Origin of the sequence: Flavobacterium sp. KACC 22763 (assembly GCF_028736155.1) — a bacterium.
Classification (GTDB): domain Bacteria; phylum Bacteroidota; class Bacteroidia; order Flavobacteriales; family Flavobacteriaceae; genus Flavobacterium.
This window is the reverse complement of the sequence record NZ_CP117879.1, coordinates 3266724-3285704: the sequence shown is the minus strand read 5'-3', so window position 1 is coordinate 3285704 and position 18981 is coordinate 3266724. Positions and strand designations below refer to the sequence as shown.

Below are 18981 nucleotides of genomic sequence, written 5' to 3'. Positions count from 1 at the left end.
TCTTTTCTATTTTAACCTTGTTATTGGTAATTTCTGTAGTAATTTTTTTTCTCTTCTGACAGGCGAAAAAAGCCACAAAAATTAAAAGTATATATAGTGAAAATTGTATTCTTTTGGGTATCATGCGCCAAAAATAAAAAATCTGAATTCCTGTGAAAGAGTATAAATACCTGTTTTTACAAAAAAGCGATATTATTTATTTTTTGGCATTCATTTACAATGATATACAAACAAACCCTCAGAGTGAGGGTTGTTAAAATTTTAAAATGTTGTAAAACTTATCTTTATAAAACTTAAATAGCTCTCATTCCAGTTGTAATTCCTATTCTATTCCAAGCATTAATTGTGATAATTGCTAAAATGATTTCGGCAAGGTATTTTTCATCAAATAATTGAGCCGCATTTTGATAAACTTCATCCGAAACATGATTGCTTATTAATGTAATTTCTTCGGTCAAGGCTAATATTGCTTTTTCTTCTTCAGAATAAAAATCGGCTTCGCGCCAAGCACTAATTAGATAAATTCGTTGTTCAGAAATACCTAGTTTTCTTGCATCGGCAGTGTGCATATTAATACAGTAAGCACAACCATTTATTTGGGATGCACGTATTTTAATTAATTCTTTGTGTACAGGAGTTAATGAAGTAGATGAGATATATTTTTCTAGGCTTAATAAAGCATTATACGCTTCTGGAGCAACTTGAGGAATAACAATTCTTGTGTTCATTTTTATTTGTTTTAAAAGTTCATTACAAAGGTCAGTAATGGATACTCTTAAAAACTTGAACTACTTCAAGAAATCCAAATCAGACTTTTCCAGCTCGTATTTTACTCATAAATTCTGCGGAAAAATCTAAATAGGAGGCAAGCATATATTGAGGAACACGTTGAACAAATTCTGGAAAATGGTCATTAAAGTGATGATACCTTTCTTCAGCTGACATTGTAAATAAGAATTTAATTCGCATTTGCATGGCGCCGAAACTTTTTTGAGTGACGATTCTAAAGTATCTTTCAAGATTCGGAATTTCAATTAGCAAGGATTCTAGAACGTTTTTATCAATTGCAATAACTTCTGAATTTTCTACAGCCTGCAAATAGAAGCTTGATGGGATGTGATTGTGATAGCTCAAATAATCAGTAATCCACCAATTTTCGATAGCAAATTGCAAGGTTTGCTCAGATCCTTTTGGATTAATGATATATTGTCTTACGCAGCCTTTAACAACAAAATACATTGTATTGCATATTTGACCTTCTTCTAAAATGTGTTCTTTCTTTTTTATTTTCGAAAGTTCTAGACATGATTCTAGTTTATCAATATCTGAAGCTTCAAGAGAAATGAATTTTTTAATATGAAGGATAAGTGAGTTTTGCATTACTTTGAAATTTATATGTTTTAATTGTAGAAATTGATATCAAAGTTACTATTTACTTTTATGCCATTACTAACCGCAGCAGTCCAGTCTGCATGTTTAATAAATGCGGTGATTTGGTCGGCTATCAAATTGTAAAATTTTTCATTTTTTTGATTCTTAAATTCAATCTTTACAATAATGTTAGATATAGAATTGTCTTTATTGATTTTGAATTTAGTTTTGGCAAAAAAATCTCTTTTTTCATTGCTCTGAATAAAATTTTTAGGGAATACAAACGAAGAGAAAAAATCTTTTTGAATTTGAATCTTTTGCTCCAGGAAGTCTCCAGCTTTTGGGTATACCATACAGTAATCATCTACCCCATAAGGATATTCAAAAGGTATATGTATTCTACTCATCACATACAAACTGTCAGCAGTCTTTTTTATGTTTTTAATGAAGTTTTGGCCATATTTTACATTCAACAATTCATTAGATGCTTTACAGTAGCAGTTTGTTGCTAATGGGTATTTAGTTGCATCATCTGAACTCCAAATTGATGAAAACTCGTGTTCAACAGACTCAGAATAATTAATGCCCTTTTCTTTAAGTAAATTTATTAAATAAGGATAATGTCTATTATAGTCTCTGTCAAGATATCCTTCGGGAATAATATCATAAAGGACCTCTTTAGATTTAAAATCTAATTTTGCTCTCTTAATTTCCAAGAGACAGCCAACATCACGTTTGTCAATTATACCAACGATTGTTTGTATGGAGTTTTTATCAACATTGCGCTCTTGAGCTTTTGTCCAAAGCATTTGTGTAATGAATAAAATTACAAAGAGTTTTTTCATTTCTTTATTGTATTCGTATCGAAAGATAATAAAAACAAAAAACCATTCGAATAAACGAATGGTTTTTTTATAATAAGTAAGTAATCTTAAATTGAGTTTATAAAACGTTTTATTTTACTTTATTAAGAATAGCTTTGAAAGCTTCTGGGTGGTTCATAGCTAAATCTGCAAGAACTTTACGGTTCAATTCGATTCCGTTAGCTTTAACTTTCCCCATGAATTGAGAATAAGACATTCCTTCTAATCTAGCTCCAGCGTTGATACGTTGAATCCATAATGAACGGAAATTTCTTTTGTTTTGTTTTCTATCGCGGTAAGCGTAGCTCATCGCTTTCTCTACTGCATTCTTAGCAACTGTCCAAACGTTTTTACGTCTTCCAAAGAAACCTTTGGCTTGCTTCATTATTTTTTTTCTTCTTGCTCTTTTAGCAACTGAATTTACCGATCTTGGCATAATTTTAATGTGTTTTTGTAGCAGGCGTCCTGAATTGAATCAAAGGAACTTAAAGCCATACTCCAAGGTTATATAAATAATTTTTTAACCTAAAGAAAATCTTTAGTCTAATGTCTTAAAGTCAAATGTCTAAAGTCAGATACTGACTTTTAAGCTTTATGACTTTCTAACTTTTGACTTATAATTAGATAATTCTTAATTGTTGTTTAATGCTTCTCATATCTGTTTGGTGAACTAGCGCTGAATGTGTCAAAGCTAATTTACGTTTTTTAGATTTTTTAGTCAAGATGTGACTTTTAAAAGCATGCTTTCTTTTAATCTTTCCAGAGCCAGTAACTTTAAAACGTTTCTTAGCGCTAGATTTTGTTTTCATTTTAGGCATTTTTCCTAGTGTTTTAATTTATTCTTACTTACTTATATCTTGAGTCTAAAAGTTCAAAAGTCAAAAGTCAAAAGTCAGTTTATGACTTTCGACTTTAAGACTTTAAGCTTTCGACTTATTTCTTTTTCTTCGGAGCAATGAACATAATCATTCTCTTTCCTTCCAAAACAGGCATAGCTTCAACTTTACCATGTTCCTCCAAATCTTGAGCAAGACGCAATAATAGAATCTGACCTTGATCTTTATAAATGATAGAACGTCCTTTAAAGAATACGAAAGCTTTTAATTTAGCTCCTTCTTTTAAGAATTTTTCAGCGTTCTTTCTTTTAAATTCATAATCATGCTCGTCTGTTTGAGGACCAAATCGAATTTCCTTTACTACAACTTGAGAAGATTTAGCCTTCAAAGCTTTATCTCTTTTCTTTTGTTCGTAAACAAATTTCTTGTAATCCATGATTTTACAAACCGGCGGTTCTGCATTTGGCGAGATTTCAACTAAATCCAATTCAAATTGGTCAGCTAAACGTAGCGCATCGGCGATTTTAAAAACCCCTGGTTCAATGTTTTCACCTACAAGACGTACTTCAGGAACACGAATAAGATTGTTTATTCTGTGCGCATCTTTTTTCTCTACTCGAGGTTGAAAACCTCTGTTACTTTTTATTGCTATGACTTTCTAATTTAAGTTAAACTGTAAATACTTTTAATGTCTTTTTTATTTCTTCGTCTACAATCGCAGCAAATTCTTCGATTGAAACTGTGATATTTCCTTTTCCTTCTTGACCGTGGCGGCGAATAGAAATTGTACCGTTTTTCTCTTCTTCCTCACCAACGATAAGCATAAATGGGATTTTCTGCATTTCTGCATCTCTAATTTTCTTACCGATAGTTTCATTTCGGTTGTCAATTAGGGCGCGAATTTCGTGATTTTCTAGCAAATCTAAAACTTTTTTAGCATAATTTTCGTATTTCTCGCTCAAAGACAAGATAATAGCTTGCTCAGGCATTAGCCAAAGTGGGAAATTTCCTGCAGTATGCTCAAGTAAAATTGCTATAAAACGTTCCATAGATCCAAAAGGAGCTCTGTGAATCATAACAGGGCGATGTAATTCATTATCAGCACCTTTGTAAGTCAATTCAAAACGCTCAGGTAAGTTGTAATCTACCTGAATTGTTCCTAATTGCCATTGTCTTCCCAAAGCATCTTTTACCATGAAGTCTAGTTTTGGACCATAAAATGCAGCTTCGCCATATTCTACTACAGTATTAAGACCTTTGTCTTTTGCTGCGTTGATAATAGCGTTTTCAGCCTTCTCCCAGTTTTCGTCTGTACCAATATATTTATCTCTGTCTTCTTGGTCTCTCAATGAAATTTGAGCTGTAAAGTTTTCAAAGCCTAATGAACCAAATACATACAATACAAGGTCGATTACTTTTTTAAACTCTTCATCCAATTGCTCTGGAGTACAGAAAATGTGTGCATCATCTTGAGTAAACCCTCTTACACGAGTTAAACCGTGTAATTCTCCAGATTGCTCATATCTATAAACAGTGCCAAATTCAGCATAACGCTTAGGCAGATCTTTGTATGACCAAGGTCTTACATTGTAAATCTCACAGTGGTGAGGACAGTTCATTGGTTTCAATAAAAATTCTTCACCTTCAGCTGGTGTGTGAATCGGTTGAAAACTATCTGCTCCATATTTAGCATAGTGACCAGAAGTAACGTAAAGTTCCTTTTGACCAATATGTGGACTAACAACTTGCTCATATCCAGCTTTCTTTTGTGCTTTCTTTAAAAATTGCTCCAAACGATCTCTTAAGGCAGCTCCTTTAGGTAGCCATAAAGGTAAGCCTTGACCAACTTTTTGAGAGAAAGCAAATAACTCAAGCTCTTTTCCAAGTTTACGGTGGTCACGACGTTTTGCTTCCTCAAGAAGTTCAAGATATTCAGTTAAATCTTTTTGTTTTGGGAAAGAAGTTCCATAAACACGAGTTAACTGTTTGTTTTTTTCATCACCTCTCCAATAAGCACCGGCAACGCTCATGATTTTTACAGCTTTGATAATTCCAGTATTCGGAATATGTCCACCGCGGCATAAATCAGTAAAAGTAGAATGGTCGCAGAATGTAATAGTTCCGTCTTCAAGATTTGAAATCAATTCAGTCTTGTAAACATTGTCTTTGTACATTTCCAGCGCTTCCGCTTTAGTTACAGGGCGCATTTTAAAATCAAACTTTCCTCGTGCGATTTCAAGAATACGGTCTTCGATCTTTTTGAAATCTGCTTCAGAAATTTTCTGATCTTCAAAATCCACATCATAATAGAAGCCATTAGCAATTGCAGGTCCAAGAGTTAATTTAATTCCAGGGTACAATTCCTCAAGAGCTTGAGCCATTACGTGCGAAGTAGAGTGCCAGAAAGCTTTTTTACCTTCAGCGTCATTCCAAGTATATAAAATAAGATTACCATCGGTCGTTAATGGAGTCTCGGTTTCAATAGTTGTACCATTAAAAGATGCAGAAATCACGTTTCTAGCAAAACCTTCGCTAATGTTTTTAGCGACCTCCATTGGAGTTACGCCCGAAGCGAACTCTCTAATTGACCCATCGGGTAAAGTAATCTTGATCATTGTTTATAATTTTGTGAATGCAAATATACATGATTACAAAAATACATACAATATATATGTAGAAGTTTACTTTATTATATAATATGGTTTTTACTCATTATTATATATAAGGGTAATTCTTGCTCTTAACCCGACAGGTTTTTGAAAGCTGTCGGGTTTGTTTTTGTTATACGTATATAGGTATAATGAGATTGATCAAATTTCAATTCCCTGTAGAGACGCACCGCAGTGCGCCTTATGTTTATATGATAATGAGAAAACTTCGGCTGTCAGTCAGAGCACAGCGAAGCCTTTTTATCGGCAGTTTTGGAATTTGGAATTTAAAAGATTGGAATTTTAATATTAATTAGGAGCTATTTCCCGCTATCCGCTTCAATCTTTTGTGGCCGGACCCCGGCCCCAAAAGGATTTCCGCTCCTATCGGGGCTATGGGCATCGGTTTTCGGAAGAAGCTTTCCTCGGAGAAGCCCCTTAAAAAGAATGGAAAATCGGCAGAAAGAAGGGGGAAGGGCTGAAAATTCCCTAAAAACGGAAAGCTGCAGCCTTGGAAAAATGCCGAAAAGGCATGGTAAGGAAGAAAAATCCCACACATATCCGAAAAATCATAAAATGTAAACCTGCCGTTATGAGACAGTTAAGAAATAATCCGAAAAAAGATCGAAAAAAGCTGGGCAAAAGCATTGGAAAAGCGGAAAAAGGTTCTACTTTTGCACCCGCAACAGCGAAAAACGCTCTTAGACATTCCGGCAGCTTGATTACATTTGAGGAAAGAGATTTCCGAAAAAAAAGATTAAAAAAAGCTTGCGGGAAAAGAAAAAGCTTTTTACATTTGCACCCCGCAAAACACGGAAAGTTCCTTGAGATACTGGTGAGAAAAACGAAAAGATGAGGCGAAAATAAAGCTTCAAAAATTTTTCAAGTTTTTCTTGCAGGAAACAAAAAGAAGTTTTAGTTTTGCACCCGCTTTGAGATACAGGCGAAGACAAAAAAAAATACGTTCGTAGACATATTGAATTGACAGCCGTTCTGATGAAAATCAGAACAAGAAAAAATAAGAGTAATGGAATCGAGAGATTCGAAAAGAACCGACAGTAAAGGCATCGAATATATAATATTAAAATATACGATGAAGAGTTTGATCCTGGCTCAGGATGAACGCTAGCGGCAGGCTTAACACATGCAAGTCGAGGGGTAGAAGTCTTCGGGCTTTGAGACCGGCGCACGGGTGCGTAACGCGTATGCAATCTGCCTTCCACAGAGGGATAGCCCAGAGAAATTTGGATTAATACCTCATAGCATAGCCAAACCGCATGGTTTGGCTATTAAAGTCACAACGGTGGAAGATGAGCATGCGTCCCATTAGCTAGTTGGTAAGGTAACGGCTTACCAAGGCTACGATGGGTAGGGGTTCTGAGAGGGAGATCCCCCACACTGGTACTGAGACACGGACCAGACTCCTACGGGAGGCAGCAGTGAGGAATATTGGTCAATGGGCGCAAGCCTGAACCAGCCATGCCGCGTGCAGGATGACGGTCCTATGGATTGTAAACTGCTTTTGTACGGGAAGAAACACTCCTACGTGTAGGAGCTTGACGGTACCGTAAGAATAAGGATCGGCTAACTCCGTGCCAGCAGCCGCGGTAATACGGAGGATCCAAGCGTTATCCGGAATCATTGGGTTTAAAGGGTCCGTAGGCGGTCTTGTAAGTCAGTGGTGAAAGCCCATCGCTCAACGGTGGAACGGCCATTGATACTGCAGGACTTGAATTACTGGGAAGCAACTAGAATATGTAGTGTAGCGGTGAAATGCTTAGAGATTACATGGAATACCAATTGCGAAGGCAGGTTGCTACCAGTGGATTGACGCTGATGGACGAAAGCGTGGGTAGCGAACAGGATTAGATACCCTGGTAGTCCACGCCGTAAACGATGGATACTAGCTGTTGGGCGCAAGTTCAGTGGCTAAGCGAAAGTGATAAGTATCCCACCTGGGGAGTACGAACGCAAGTTTGAAACTCAAAGGAATTGACGGGGGCCCGCACAAGCGGTGGAGCATGTGGTTTAATTCGATGATACGCGAGGAACCTTACCAAGGCTTAAATGCAGACTGACCGATTTGGAAACAGATCTTTCGCAAGACAGTTTACAAGGTGCTGCATGGTTGTCGTCAGCTCGTGCCGTGAGGTGTCAGGTTAAGTCCTATAACGAGCGCAACCCCTGTTGTTAGTTGCCAGCGAGTCATGTCGGGAACTCTAACAAGACTGCCAGTGCAAACTGTGAGGAAGGTGGGGATGACGTCAAATCATCACGGCCCTTACGCCTTGGGCTACACACGTGCTACAATGGCCGGTACAGAGAGCAGCCACTGGGTGACCAGGAGCGAATCTATAAAGCCGGTCACAGTTCGGATCGGAGTCTGCAACTCGACTCCGTGAAGCTGGAATCGCTAGTAATCGGATATCAGCCATGATCCGGTGAATACGTTCCCGGGCCTTGTACACACCGCCCGTCAAGCCATGGAAGCTGGGGGTGCCTGAAGTCGGTGACCGCAAGGAGCTGCCTAGGGTAAAACTGGTAACTAGGGCTAAGTCGTAACAAGGTAGCCGTACCGGAAGGTGCGGCTGGAACACCTCCTTTCTAGAGCCCAAAGTGTTAGCCTCAGGGCACGCTTGGGAAATAAGATGCCGGACATTAGGTTCTGGATCTTGAAATTGCATTACTCTTGCTGTTAATTTAAAGAAATAAACTTTTAAGTAAAAAAAAACAGAGTCTCGTAGCTCAGCTGGTTAGAGTACTACACTGATAATGTAGGGGTCGGCAGTTCGAGTCTGCCCGGGACTACTTTTTAAGGCTTAAAGAGAAGGAAATTCTAGAGTTGAAGCGTTATGAATATTAATTCATAATTCATAATTCACAATTCATCATTAGATTTGGGGGATTAGCTCAGCTGGCTAGAGCGCCTGCCTTGCACGCAGGAGGTCAACGGTTCGACTCCGTTATTCTCCACAGTTCCGAAAGGAAAAAAGTTCATTGACATATTGAGATAAGAAAATAATAAGAAAGTAGAAAGCGTTTTTATTAGCAATAATAAAAACAAAACAAAACGGTCTTGTTTTAAGGAACAAGATTGGTGCAATAAGCAAAATAAGGGCGCATGGGGGATGCCTAGGCTCTCAGAGGCGATGAAGGACGTGATAAGCTGCGAAAAGCTGCGGGGACGGGCACACACCGATTGATCCGCAGATATCCGAATGGGGCAACCCGCTATATTGAAGATATAGCACACCGATAGGTGGGCAAACCCGCTGAACTGAAACATCTAAGTAGGCGGAGGAGAAGAAAACAAAAGTGATTCCGTAAGTAGTGGCGAGCGAACGCGGATTAGCCCAAACCAGGATTGTTACGGCATTGCTGGGGTTGTAGGACCGCGACATTTCTTGCATAAAGAATTAGAATCTGCTGGAAAGTAGAGCCATAGAGAGTGATAGCCTCGTATAAGTAATGAATGTAAAGGATAGCGGTATCCTGAGTAGGGCGGGGCACGTGAAACCCTGTCTGAATTTGGCGGGACCATCCGCTAAGGCTAAATACTCCTGAGAGACCGATAGTGAACCAGTACCGTGAGGGAAAGGTGAAAAGAACCGTGAATAACGGAGTGAAATAGATCCTGAAACCATGCGCTTACAAGCGGTCGGAGCCCCTTCGTGGGGTGACGGCGTGCCTTTTGCATAATGAGCCTACGAGTTAACGCTGCTGGCAAGGATAAGTGGTTAAGCCATGGATCCGCAGCGAAAGCGAGTCTGAATAGGGCGCTTTAGTCAGTAGTGTTAGACGCGAAACCGTGTGATCTACCCATGGGCAGGTTGAAGCTGTGGTAACACACAGTGGAGGACCGAACCGGTTGACGTTGAAAAGTCTTCGGATGACCTGTGGGTAGGGGTGAAAGGCCAATCAAACTCGGAAATAGCTCGTACTCCCCGAAATGCATTTAGGTGCAGCGCTGATAATAGTTATATAGAGGTAGAGCTACTGATTGGATGCGGGGGCTTCACCGCCTACCAATTCCTGACAAACTCCGAATGCTATATAATGTTTTACAGCAGTGAGGGCTTGGGTGCTAAGGTCCAAGTCCGAGAGGGAAAGAACCCAGACCATCAGCTAAGGTCCCCAAATATATGCTAAGTTGAAAGAACGAGGTTTGTCTGCCCAGACAGCTAGGATGTTGGCTTGGAAGCAGCCATTCATTTAAAGAGTGCGTAACAGCTCACTAGTCGAGCGGACGAGCATGGATAATAATCGGGCATAAGCATATTACCGAAGCTATGGATTTTGTGGCAACACAAAGTGGTAGGGGAGCATTCTGACAGGGCTGAAGGTGTATCGTAAGGTATGCTGGACCGGTCAGAAAAGAAAATGTAGGCATAAGTAACGATAATGCGGGCGAGAAACCCGCACACCGAAAAACTAAGGTTTCCACAGCTATGCTAATCAGCTGTGGGTTAGTCTGGACCTAAGGCGAACCCGAAAGGGACAGTCGATGGCCAACGGGTTAATATTCCCGTACTTCTTATTGCTGTGATGGGGTGACGGAGTGATGAAAGCGCCGCGAACTGACGGAATAGTTCGTTAAAGCACCTAGCTATAGGCTCTCTAGGCAAATCCGGAGAGTTTGGTGAAATGCGATAGTACTCGGAGTCTTCGGACAAAGAGATAGTGCGCCTAAGGGCTTCCAAGAAAAACCTCTAAACTTCAGGCAGTAAGAACCAGTACCGTAAACCGACACAGGTAGTTGAGGAGAGAATCCTAAGGTGCTCGAGAGATTCATGGCTAAGGAATTAGGCAAAATAGACCTGTAACTTCGGGAGAAAGGTCGCCCCGAGCAATCGGGGCCGCAGTGAAGAGGTCCAGGCGACTGTTTATCAAAAACACAGGGCTCTGCAAAATCGTAAGATGAAGTATAGGGCCTGACACCTGCCCGGTGCTGGAAGGTTAAGAGGAGATGTTATCTTCGGAGAAGCATTGAATTGAAGCCCCAGTAAACGGCGGCCGTAACTATAACGGTCCTAAGGTAGCGAAATTCCTTGTCGGGTAAGTTCCGACCTGCACGAATGGTGTAACGATCTGGACACTGTCTCAGCCATGAGCTCGGTGAAATTGTAGTAACGGTGAAGATGCCGTTTACCCGCAGTGGGACGAAAAGACCCTGTGCACCTTTACTATAGCTTAGTATTGACCTTGGATAAATGATGTGTAGGATAGGTTGGAGACTTTGAAGCGGCGTCGCCAGGCGCTGTGGAGTCATTGTTGAAATACAACCCTTTGTTTATCTGAGGCCTAACCCCGCGATGTGGGGGACAGTGCTTGGTGGGTAGTTTGACTGGGGTGGTCGCCTCCAAAAGAGTAACGGAGGCTTCTAAAGGTTCCCTCAGTACGCTTGGTAACCGTGCGTAGAGTGCAATGGCATAAGGGAGCTTGACTGAGAGACATACAGGTCGATCAGGTACGAAAGTAGAGCATAGTGATCCGGTGGTTCCGCATGGAAGGGCCATCGCTCAAAGGATAAAAGGTACGCCGGGGATAACAGGCTGATCTCCCCCAAGAGCTCATATCGACGGGGGGGTTTGGCACCTCGATGTCGGCTCGTCACATCCTGGGGCTGGAGAAGGTCCCAAGGGTTGGGCTGTTCGCCCATTAAAGTGGCACGCGAGCTGGGTTCAGAACGTCGTGAGACAGTTCGGTCTCTATCTACTGCGGGCGTTAGAAATTTGAGTGGATCTGATTCTAGTACGAGAGGACCGAATTGGACTAACCTCTAGTGTATCTGTTGTCCCGCCAGGGGCACCGCAGAGTAGCTACGTTGGGAAGGGATAAGCGCTGAAAGCATATAAGCGCGAAACCCACCACAAGATGAGATTTCTTTTAAGGATCGTGGAAGATGACCACGTTGATAGGCTACAGATGTAAAGGCAGTAATGTCACAGTCGAGTAGTACTAATAATCCGTAAGCTTATGCACACCCTTTTTCCCGAGCCAATGGCTCGGGAAGGAACTTTCTTAAATAAAGCTTATTTGTTTCTTTATCTCAGTATGTTAAAATATTGTTTAATTGATAATTAACAATTTACAATTGATAATTAATAATTAAAAGCTGCTTGCAGCGAATAGCCTTAAGGTGGTTATTGCGGCGGGGCTCACCTCTTCCCATCCCGAACAGAGAAGTTAAGCCCGCCTGCGCAGATGGTACTGCATCATTGTGGGAGAGTATGTCGTCGCCTTTCTTTTAAGAATCCTCATCATTATCTGATGGGGATTTTTTGTTTTTATATGATTTTGAAAAAAAAAAACTGTCTCAGCCAGCCACGTCAATGATGGAAGCGGCATCCTTTTGCAGGACTCGAGAGCTTCTTTCTTCCCTATGTATACTCCCGCAAAAGATACAGCGGACAACACGGCCCGCCGTGGCGGGAAACGCCATTGGGATTAGAAACCTTGAGTTTAGAAGTGTTAAATTATAGTCAATTGTAGTCGTTAAATATTGATACTTTAGAGTTTTTGAATTTGAATGAGTATTTTTGTGTTTAAATTACTTTTTAAACATGAAGAAAAATATTTTATTGTTAGCGCTTCTTGCTGTTACAGGCTTAAGTGCACAACAACGTCCAAAGTTAGTGGTGGGTATAGTTGTCGATCAAATGAAAATGGAATATTTATATCGTTTTTCAGATGATTTTTCTCCAAATGGCTTTAAAAGACTAATGAATGATGGATTTACTTTCCAGAATATGCATTACAATTATATGCCAACTTATACTGCTCCTGGGCATGCTTCAATCTACACAGGTACAACTCCAGCGACTCACGGAATTGTAGGTAACGAATGGTTTAGCAGAACGCTTGGTAAAGAAACGTATTGTACTGATGATGCTGGTGTTAAAACAGTAGGAGATGGTACAGCAGAAGAAGGTGCTATGTCTCCAAAAAACCTTCAAAGCACTACAATTACAGACGAAGTTAGAATGGCTACTAATTTTACAGGAAAAGTTATCGGAATGAGTTTAAAAGACCGTGGTGCTATATTGCCAGCAGGACATTTTGCGAACTGGGCATTTTGGTACAGCAAAACTGGTTCTTTTATTTCTAGTACTTTTTATGGTGAAAAATTGCCAGAGTGGGTTACCGAATTCAACAATGAAAAAAACTACTTAAAATATATTAATAAAGGTTGGGATTTATACAAGCCAGCTTCGGTTTATAATGAAAGTCTTCCTGATAATAATCCTTATGAAGGAAAGTTGTATGGAAGTGCGGCACCAGTTTTTCCATACGATCTAAAATCAATGTATGAGAAAAATGATGCTGGAATCATCCGTGCTACTCCTTTCGGAAATGATTTGTTGGCTGAATTTGCAAAAAGAGCTATTGAGAAAGAAGAATTAGGTAAAGATAATATTACTGACTTCTTAACAGTTAGTTTTTCTTCAACAGACTATGTAGGTCACTTACTTGGTCCAAGATCTATGGAACTTCAAGATACTTACTTGAGATTGGATCAAACCATTGCTGATTTTTTAGCTTATCTTGATAAAACGGTTGGTAAAGGAAATTATTTACTTTTCTTGACAGCTGACCACGCAGGTGCTGAGAATGTAATTTACTTGAAAGATCGTAAATATAATGTAGATAATTATCCTTCAAAAGAAGTTAAGAAAAGCTTACAAGATTTTTCTACTAAGACTTTTGGTGTAGATTTAGTTCAAAATTATTCAAACTTTAATGTTTTCTTTAATAAACAGATTATTAAGGATAAGAAATTGGATCTGGATAAAGTTAAAGATGCTTTTAAAAAGTTTTTAGTTACTCAACCTCAAGTTAAAAAAGTTTATACGGAAGAGGAAATTTTAGCTAATGCTGGAAATGATTATGCTCTTAATTTTGTGGCAAAAGGCTATGATGTTACCCAAAATGGTGATTTGGTTATTGTAGATAAACCTGGAATGATAGAATATACTCCAACAGGAACATCACATGGAACAATTTATAGTTATGATACACATGTACCAGCTATTTTTTATGGATGGCATATCAAAAAAGGAGAATCTTACGATAAGAAAGCTATTACGGAAATTGCTCCAACAATTGCCCAAAAAATTAAAGTTACTTTTCCAAATGGAACCGAGGCAAAAGTTATGACTGAAGTTTTGGATAATAAGAAGTAAAAAAAGTATAATTTTAGAACCTGTCTTCGTGACAGGTTTTTTTATGCCATAAAAAAAGGCTTTTCAATTAAGAAAAGCCTTTTGTAATAGTGATTTAGTAAGCACTTATATAAGTATTAGCACTATGCGTTTGCTAATACTATTTCTTCGTTAAAAGGTAAATTCCAAGCTTCTGCAACCCCTTTGTAAAGGATTTTTCCATTAGCTACGTTCAATCCTTTTCTCAATTCTTCATTTTCTGCACAAGCTTTTTCCCATCCTTTGTTAGCTAATTGTACAGCGTATGGTAAAGTTGCATTTGTTAAAGCTAATGTAGAAGTGTAAGGTACAGCTCCTGGCATATTAGCTACACAGTAGTGAACGATATCGTCAATAATGAATGTTGGATTTTCGTGTGTTGTAGGAGTACAAGTTTCAATACATCCTCCTTGATCTACAGCTACGTCAACAACAACAGTTCCTGGACGCATTAATTTAAGCATATCACGAGTAATCAAGTGAGGCGCTTTTGCTCCTGGAATTAAAACTGCACCAACAATTAAGTCAGCATCTTTAATTGCTCTAGTAATATTGTAGTGGTTAGACATTTCTGTGTTTACGTTTGCTGGCATGATATCATCCAATTGACGTAAACGTGGTAAGCTTAAGTCCATAATAGTAACTTGAGCACCTAATCCAGCAGCCATTTTAGCAGCTTGAGTTCCTACGATTCCTCCACCTAAAACTAATACTTTTGCTGGTGGAACACCTGGAACACCACCTAGAAGAATTCCTCTTCCTTTTAATGGTTTTTCAAGGTATTTTGCTCCTTGTTGAATTGCCATACGCCCTGCAACTTCAGACATTGGAACTAATAATGGTAAGCTTCTGTCTGTTTTTTCTACAGTTTCGTAAGCTAAACAAACAGCTCCTTTTTCTAACATTGCATGCGTTAATTCTTCTGAAGAAGCAAAGTGGAAGTACGTGAATAATAATTGATCTTTTTTGATCAATGGATATTCAGAAGCAATTGGTTCTTTTACTTTAATGATCATTTCTGCAATAGCATAAACTTCTTCAATTGTTGGTAAAACAATTGCACCAGCTTCAGCATATTCCGCGTCAGCGAAACCACTTCCTAAACCAGCAGTAGATTGAACATAAACTGTATGTCCGTGTTTTTTCATTTCAGAAACACCTGCAGGAGTTAAGGCAACTCTGTTCTCGTTATTTTTTATTTCTTTAGGAACACCTATTATCATTTTGTTATATTTTTTTGTTTTTATTGAATTTGTTTTACAAATCTACAGATAGAGAATAAATTATGGTTTAATGCTGAATAAATAAGAAAATATTATTTTATTTTTTACTTTTACAGAAAAATATTCTGTTTTGAGACGAAATTCATTCTTCAAAAAGAAAAAATGACTAATTCGGACTAATTTTAATAAAACGTTTTCGTTATGGCTTTAGATGAAATTGACAAAAAAATCCTACGCCTTTTACAGGAAGATGCGCATTACACTTTAAAAGACATCGCAAACAAAATAAATTTGTCTTTGACACCTGTTCATGATCGTGTGAAACGCCTTGAAAAAGATGGTATTATCGAAAAATATGTGACACTTCTTGACAAGAAAAAACTTGGGAATAATTTGACGGTTTACTGTCAAGTTACGCTGACAAAACAGACTTACGATACTTCGGAAGGATTTAATCAATCGATTTTGAATTTGCCAGAAGTTGTCGAATGTAATTATGTTTCAGGAAACTTCGATTATATGCTGAAAATTATAATTCCAGATATGGAAAGCTACCATCATTTTCATCAGAAAAAATTATCGGTTCTACCTGAAGTTTCTTTAATAAATACCGTTTTTGTGATTTCGGAGGTAAAAAGTACTACTGTTCTTCCTATTTAAACTAAAATAAAAAACCATCAAGAAAGTCCTGATGGTTTTAAGAAAAAAAGTTAGTTTGGTTGAATTAATAATATGTATAACGTCTTACTTTGGCAATATATTTTGCTAAACGAATAACTTGATGACTATATCCATATTCATTGTCATACCAAATATATAGCACTATATTTTTTCCATCCTTTGAAACAATTGTAGCATTGCTGTCATAAATAGATGGAGCAGAAGTTCCAACTATATCAGACGAGACTAATTCGTTGTTTAAGGAATATTTTATTTGCTCTACCAGTTCTCCTTCAAGAGCATATTTCTTCATGATTTTATTAATAGCTGCAATTGATGTTGCTTTTTTAACTTCTAAATTTAAAACAACAAGAGAGCCGTTAGGAACAGGAACACGAATTGCATTTGAAGTTAATTTACCTTCTAATGATGGTAAAGCTTTTGCTACAGCACTTCCTGCGCCAGTTTCGGTAATAACCATATTCAAAGCTGCTGCTCTACCACGACGGTATTTTCTATGCATATTATCTACCAGATTTTGGTCGTTGGTGTAAGCATGAATGGTCTCTAAATGCCCTTTTACAACTCCAAGCGTTTCTTCAACCACTTTTAAAATTGGAGTAATCGCATTTGTTGTGCAAGATGCGGCAGAGAATATATTTACTTCTTCAGGATTAAATTCATTGTGATTCACACCATGCACAATATTTGGAACACCTTTTCCTGGAGCAGTTAATAAAACTTTGCTCGCTCCATTTGATGTTAAATGTCTTTTTAATGCTTCTTCAGTAGTAAACGCTCCAGTATTATCAATTACCAAAGCATCATTAATTCCGTATGTAGTGTAATCAATTTCTTCTGGTGAATTGGCTGTAATAATGTGAACCGTTGTTCCGTTTATAATTAAAGCGTTGTTTTTAGCATCGGCAATTACAGAGCCTTGAAAATCTCCGTGAATTGAGTCGTATCGTAATAGAGAAGCTCGTTTCTCTAAACTTGTTGCATCATTTTTATCACGGGTTACAATTGCTCTCAGACGCAATTGATCTCCTTTTCCAGTTTTAGACATTAGCTCTCTCGCCAATAAACGTCCAATTCTTCCGAAGCCATACAAAACAATATCTTTTGGTTTGATTTCTTTTGAAGATTTTGCTTTTTTCAATTTTTCAATAACAAAATATCTTGCATCAGGATATTTTTCATCTTCTAAACGATATTCATAAGTTAGTTTTCCAAGATCTATTTTTGCTGGCGGAAGATCTAAAGATAAAACTACTTTTGCGATTTCAACCGAATCAAAAATACTTATCGGTTTGCCCACGAATTCACCGGCATATTGATGAAGATTTATAATATCACTAACGTTTTTATCCAATAATTGATTTTTGAATAAAACCATTTCGATAGACTTGTCATACCATAAATCGCTTATGATTTTAATTAATTCGACACCGGCTTTTCTTCGGTCGACTTGTAAGGATACCTCTTTTTGGTACAATGATTTGTTACTCATAATTGAAAAAATAAAATGCTCACTATTTTAAAATTTTGCGCAAAAGTATCTATTTCAATCGATTTCGTAAACTATTTTAGCATTTATTTTTGAAAATAAAAAAGCCACCTTATTTTATTAAGATGGCTTTTTTGAAGTTTTCAGTCGCAGTCACAGTTTACAGTTTTTAGTAACTGAAAACTGTGACTAAAAATGGCGACTTAAATAATTATTCTGAAAATCTCTCCGTTTCTGTTGATCATTTCAATTCGTACGCTTTGTCCTTCGTCTTTTTTACTTAAAAGTTTAGAAACTGTTTCAACGTTTGTTGCTTTTACATTATCAATGCTTAGGATAATATTTCCTAGTAGTTCGTTTTGATATTGCATTAAATTCTCGTTTGTGATGTTTTTAATTTTAACCCCGTAATCAATTCTGAATTTTTTCTTGTCAGCGGCATCAATGTTTTCTAATTCAATTCCTTTAAATTCGGCGCTGTAAAACTCATTTTTACTTAAAGTAACAGGAACGGTTTTCGTTTTTCCTTCTTTAATATAAGTTACTTTTACAACATCGTTTGGACGTTTTGTATTGATGTAACCTGATAAATCTGCATAAGTAGCGATGTTTTGATCATCCAATTTTACAATAATATCTCCTTTTGTTAAACCAGCTTTTTCTGCACCAGAATTTTTAGAAACTCTATTAATATAGAATCCTTGTGTTTCTGTTACTCCTAATTCTTTAGAAGCCGTTGCATTCAATTCGCCTCCTTCAACACCAAGAATACCTCTTTGAACATTTCCATACTCCATAATATCCTCGATAATTTTGCGAGCAATATTAGAAGGGACGGCAAAAGAATATCCAACATAAGAACCTGTCATTGAAGAAATCATGGTGTTAATTCCAATCAATTCTCCTCTTGCATTTACTAACGCTCCACCGCTATTACCTGGGTTTACCGCAGCATCAGTTTGTATGAAAGATTGGATTCCGCTTTGATCCAAATTTCTGGCTTTCGCCGAAACAATTCCTGCAGTTACTGTTGAAGTTAAATTATACGGATTTCCAACTGCCAATACCCATTCTCCAACTTTTACATTGTCAGAATTGGCAAAAGCAGTGTAAGGAAGTTTCTCATCGGCGTTGATTTTTAAAAGAGCAATGTCCATTTTTGAGTCAGTACCAATTAGCTTCGCTTTGTATGATTTTTTATTGTTTAAAGTAATTTCGATTTCTGTAGCGTCTTTAATTACGTGATTATTAGTCACAATGTATCCGTCTTCAGAAATAATTACACCAGAACCAGTTCCTACTTGTTCTTGCTGTTGCTGTCCGCCGTATCCGTAGAAAAACTCAAGCATTGGATTGCTTACAGTTCTTCTCGAAACATTTTTTACGTGAACAACGGTGTGAACGGTTTTGTCTGCGGCTTCGGTAAAATCTAGTATTTCGGCACCTAAACCAACATTTTTTCCATAAGAGTTAGAGGCAAGAGTTACAACAGAATTTCCTTTTCCAAAAAAAGAATTGTTGCTTTCAAATAATAACTTGTAAGCACCAAGAGTAATAGCACCACTTAGCAATGACACTAAAAATAAGGCTGAAAATCTTTTCATGTTAGAATTTATAATTTAAGTTATTAGAAATTTATGTTTTTAATATTTAACGTAAAAATACTTCA

The 18981-nt window shown here is 37.8% G+C and carries 13 protein-coding genes, 2 tRNA genes and 3 rRNA genes; 8 read left to right on the top strand and 10 right to left on the bottom strand.

The features are described 5' to 3' along the window. Positions 1–293 precede the first annotated feature (293 nt). The 7 genes from PQ463_RS13335 to thrS form a co-directional block, all read right to left on the bottom strand. Entirely contained in the window at positions 294–728 is a 435-nt protein-coding gene (locus PQ463_RS13335) for a carboxymuconolactone decarboxylase family protein (protein WP_274254137.1), read from the bottom strand. Between the two features lie 79 nt (positions 729–807). Continuing rightward, positions 808–1380 (bottom strand): Crp/Fnr family transcriptional regulator, encoded by a 573-nt coding sequence (locus PQ463_RS13330; protein WP_274254136.1) that lies wholly within the window; start codon positions 1378–1380, stop codon positions 808–810. 20 nt (positions 1381–1400) lie between these two features. After that, the gene (locus tag PQ463_RS13325) at positions 1401–2216 is read right to left on the bottom strand and encodes a hypothetical protein (RefSeq protein ID WP_274254134.1); all 816 of its coding nucleotides are present in this window, start codon (positions 2214–2216) and stop codon (positions 1401–1403) included. 109 nt (positions 2217–2325) lie between these two features. Then, a complete protein-coding gene (gene rplT / locus PQ463_RS13320) occupies positions 2326–2670 on the bottom strand; it encodes a 50S ribosomal protein L20 (protein WP_008464948.1) in 345 nt (114 codons plus the stop codon). Between the two features lie 184 nt (positions 2671–2854). Next, positions 2855–3052, bottom strand: coding sequence for a 50S ribosomal protein L35 (rpmI, locus tag PQ463_RS13315; protein WP_008464950.1), 198 nt, complete (start codon positions 3050–3052; stop codon positions 2855–2857). A 115-nt stretch (positions 3053–3167) separates the two neighbouring features. Next, complete coding sequence (gene infC / locus PQ463_RS13310; protein ID WP_216359054.1) at positions 3168–3662, bottom strand: translation initiation factor IF-3; 495 nt, start codon at positions 3660–3662, stop codon at positions 3168–3170. Between the two features lie 76 nt (positions 3663–3738). Next, positions 3739–5685, bottom strand: coding sequence for a threonine--tRNA ligase (thrS, locus tag PQ463_RS13305; RefSeq protein ID WP_274254133.1), 1947 nt, complete (start codon positions 5683–5685; stop codon positions 3739–3741). A gap of 625 nt (positions 5686–6310) precedes the next feature. Between thrS and PQ463_RS13300 the strand changes: the two genes are divergently transcribed. From PQ463_RS13300 to pafA, 7 genes are all read left to right on the top strand, one after another. After that, a complete protein-coding gene (locus tag PQ463_RS13300; RefSeq protein ID WP_274254131.1) occupies positions 6311–6574 on the top strand; it encodes a hypothetical protein in 264 nt (87 codons plus the stop codon). Positions 6575–6808: 234 nt separating this feature from the next. After that, positions 6809–8322 (top strand): 16S ribosomal RNA (locus PQ463_RS13295). A 130-nt stretch (positions 8323–8452) separates the two neighbouring features. Beyond that, positions 8453–8526: transfer RNA gene (locus tag PQ463_RS13290), tRNA-Ile, on the top strand. Positions 8527–8617: 91 nt separating this feature from the next. After that, positions 8618–8691: transfer RNA gene (locus PQ463_RS13285), tRNA-Ala, on the top strand. A gap of 126 nt (positions 8692–8817) precedes the next feature. Then, a 23S ribosomal RNA gene (locus PQ463_RS13280) occupies positions 8818–11700 on the top strand. A 153-nt stretch (positions 11701–11853) separates the two neighbouring features. After that, a 5S ribosomal RNA gene (rrf, locus tag PQ463_RS13275) occupies positions 11854–11963 on the top strand. The 16S, 23S and 5S rRNA genes sit together here with 2 tRNA genes alongside, the layout of an rRNA operon. 318 nt (positions 11964–12281) lie before the next feature. Further along, positions 12282–13901 (top strand): alkaline phosphatase PafA, encoded by a 1620-nt coding sequence (gene pafA, locus PQ463_RS13270; RefSeq protein WP_274254130.1) that lies wholly within the window; start codon positions 12282–12284, stop codon positions 13899–13901. A gap of 122 nt (positions 13902–14023) precedes the next feature. Here pafA and ald read toward each other — a convergent pair whose 3' ends face one another. Then, entirely contained in the window at positions 14024–15142 is a 1119-nt protein-coding gene (ald, locus tag PQ463_RS13265) for an alanine dehydrogenase (RefSeq protein ID WP_274254129.1), read from the bottom strand. A gap of 201 nt (positions 15143–15343) precedes the next feature. Here ald and PQ463_RS13260 point away from each other — a divergent pair, with 201 nt between their 5' ends. Next, a complete protein-coding gene (locus tag PQ463_RS13260; RefSeq protein WP_008467950.1) occupies positions 15344–15802 on the top strand; it encodes an Lrp/AsnC family transcriptional regulator in 459 nt (152 codons plus the stop codon). Between the two features lie 64 nt (positions 15803–15866). Here the strand turns inward: PQ463_RS13260 and PQ463_RS13255 are convergent, their stop codons facing one another. After that, on the bottom strand, positions 15867–17315 hold the full coding sequence (locus PQ463_RS13255) for a glyceraldehyde-3-phosphate dehydrogenase (RefSeq protein WP_274254128.1): 1449 nt from the start codon (positions 17313–17315) through the stop codon (positions 15867–15869). 200 nt (positions 17316–17515) lie between these two features. Then, positions 17516–18916, bottom strand: a complete 1401-nt coding sequence (locus PQ463_RS13250; protein ID WP_274254127.1) for a trypsin-like peptidase domain-containing protein — start codon at positions 18914–18916, stop codon at positions 17516–17518. Between the last annotated feature and the right edge of the window lie 65 nt (positions 18917–18981).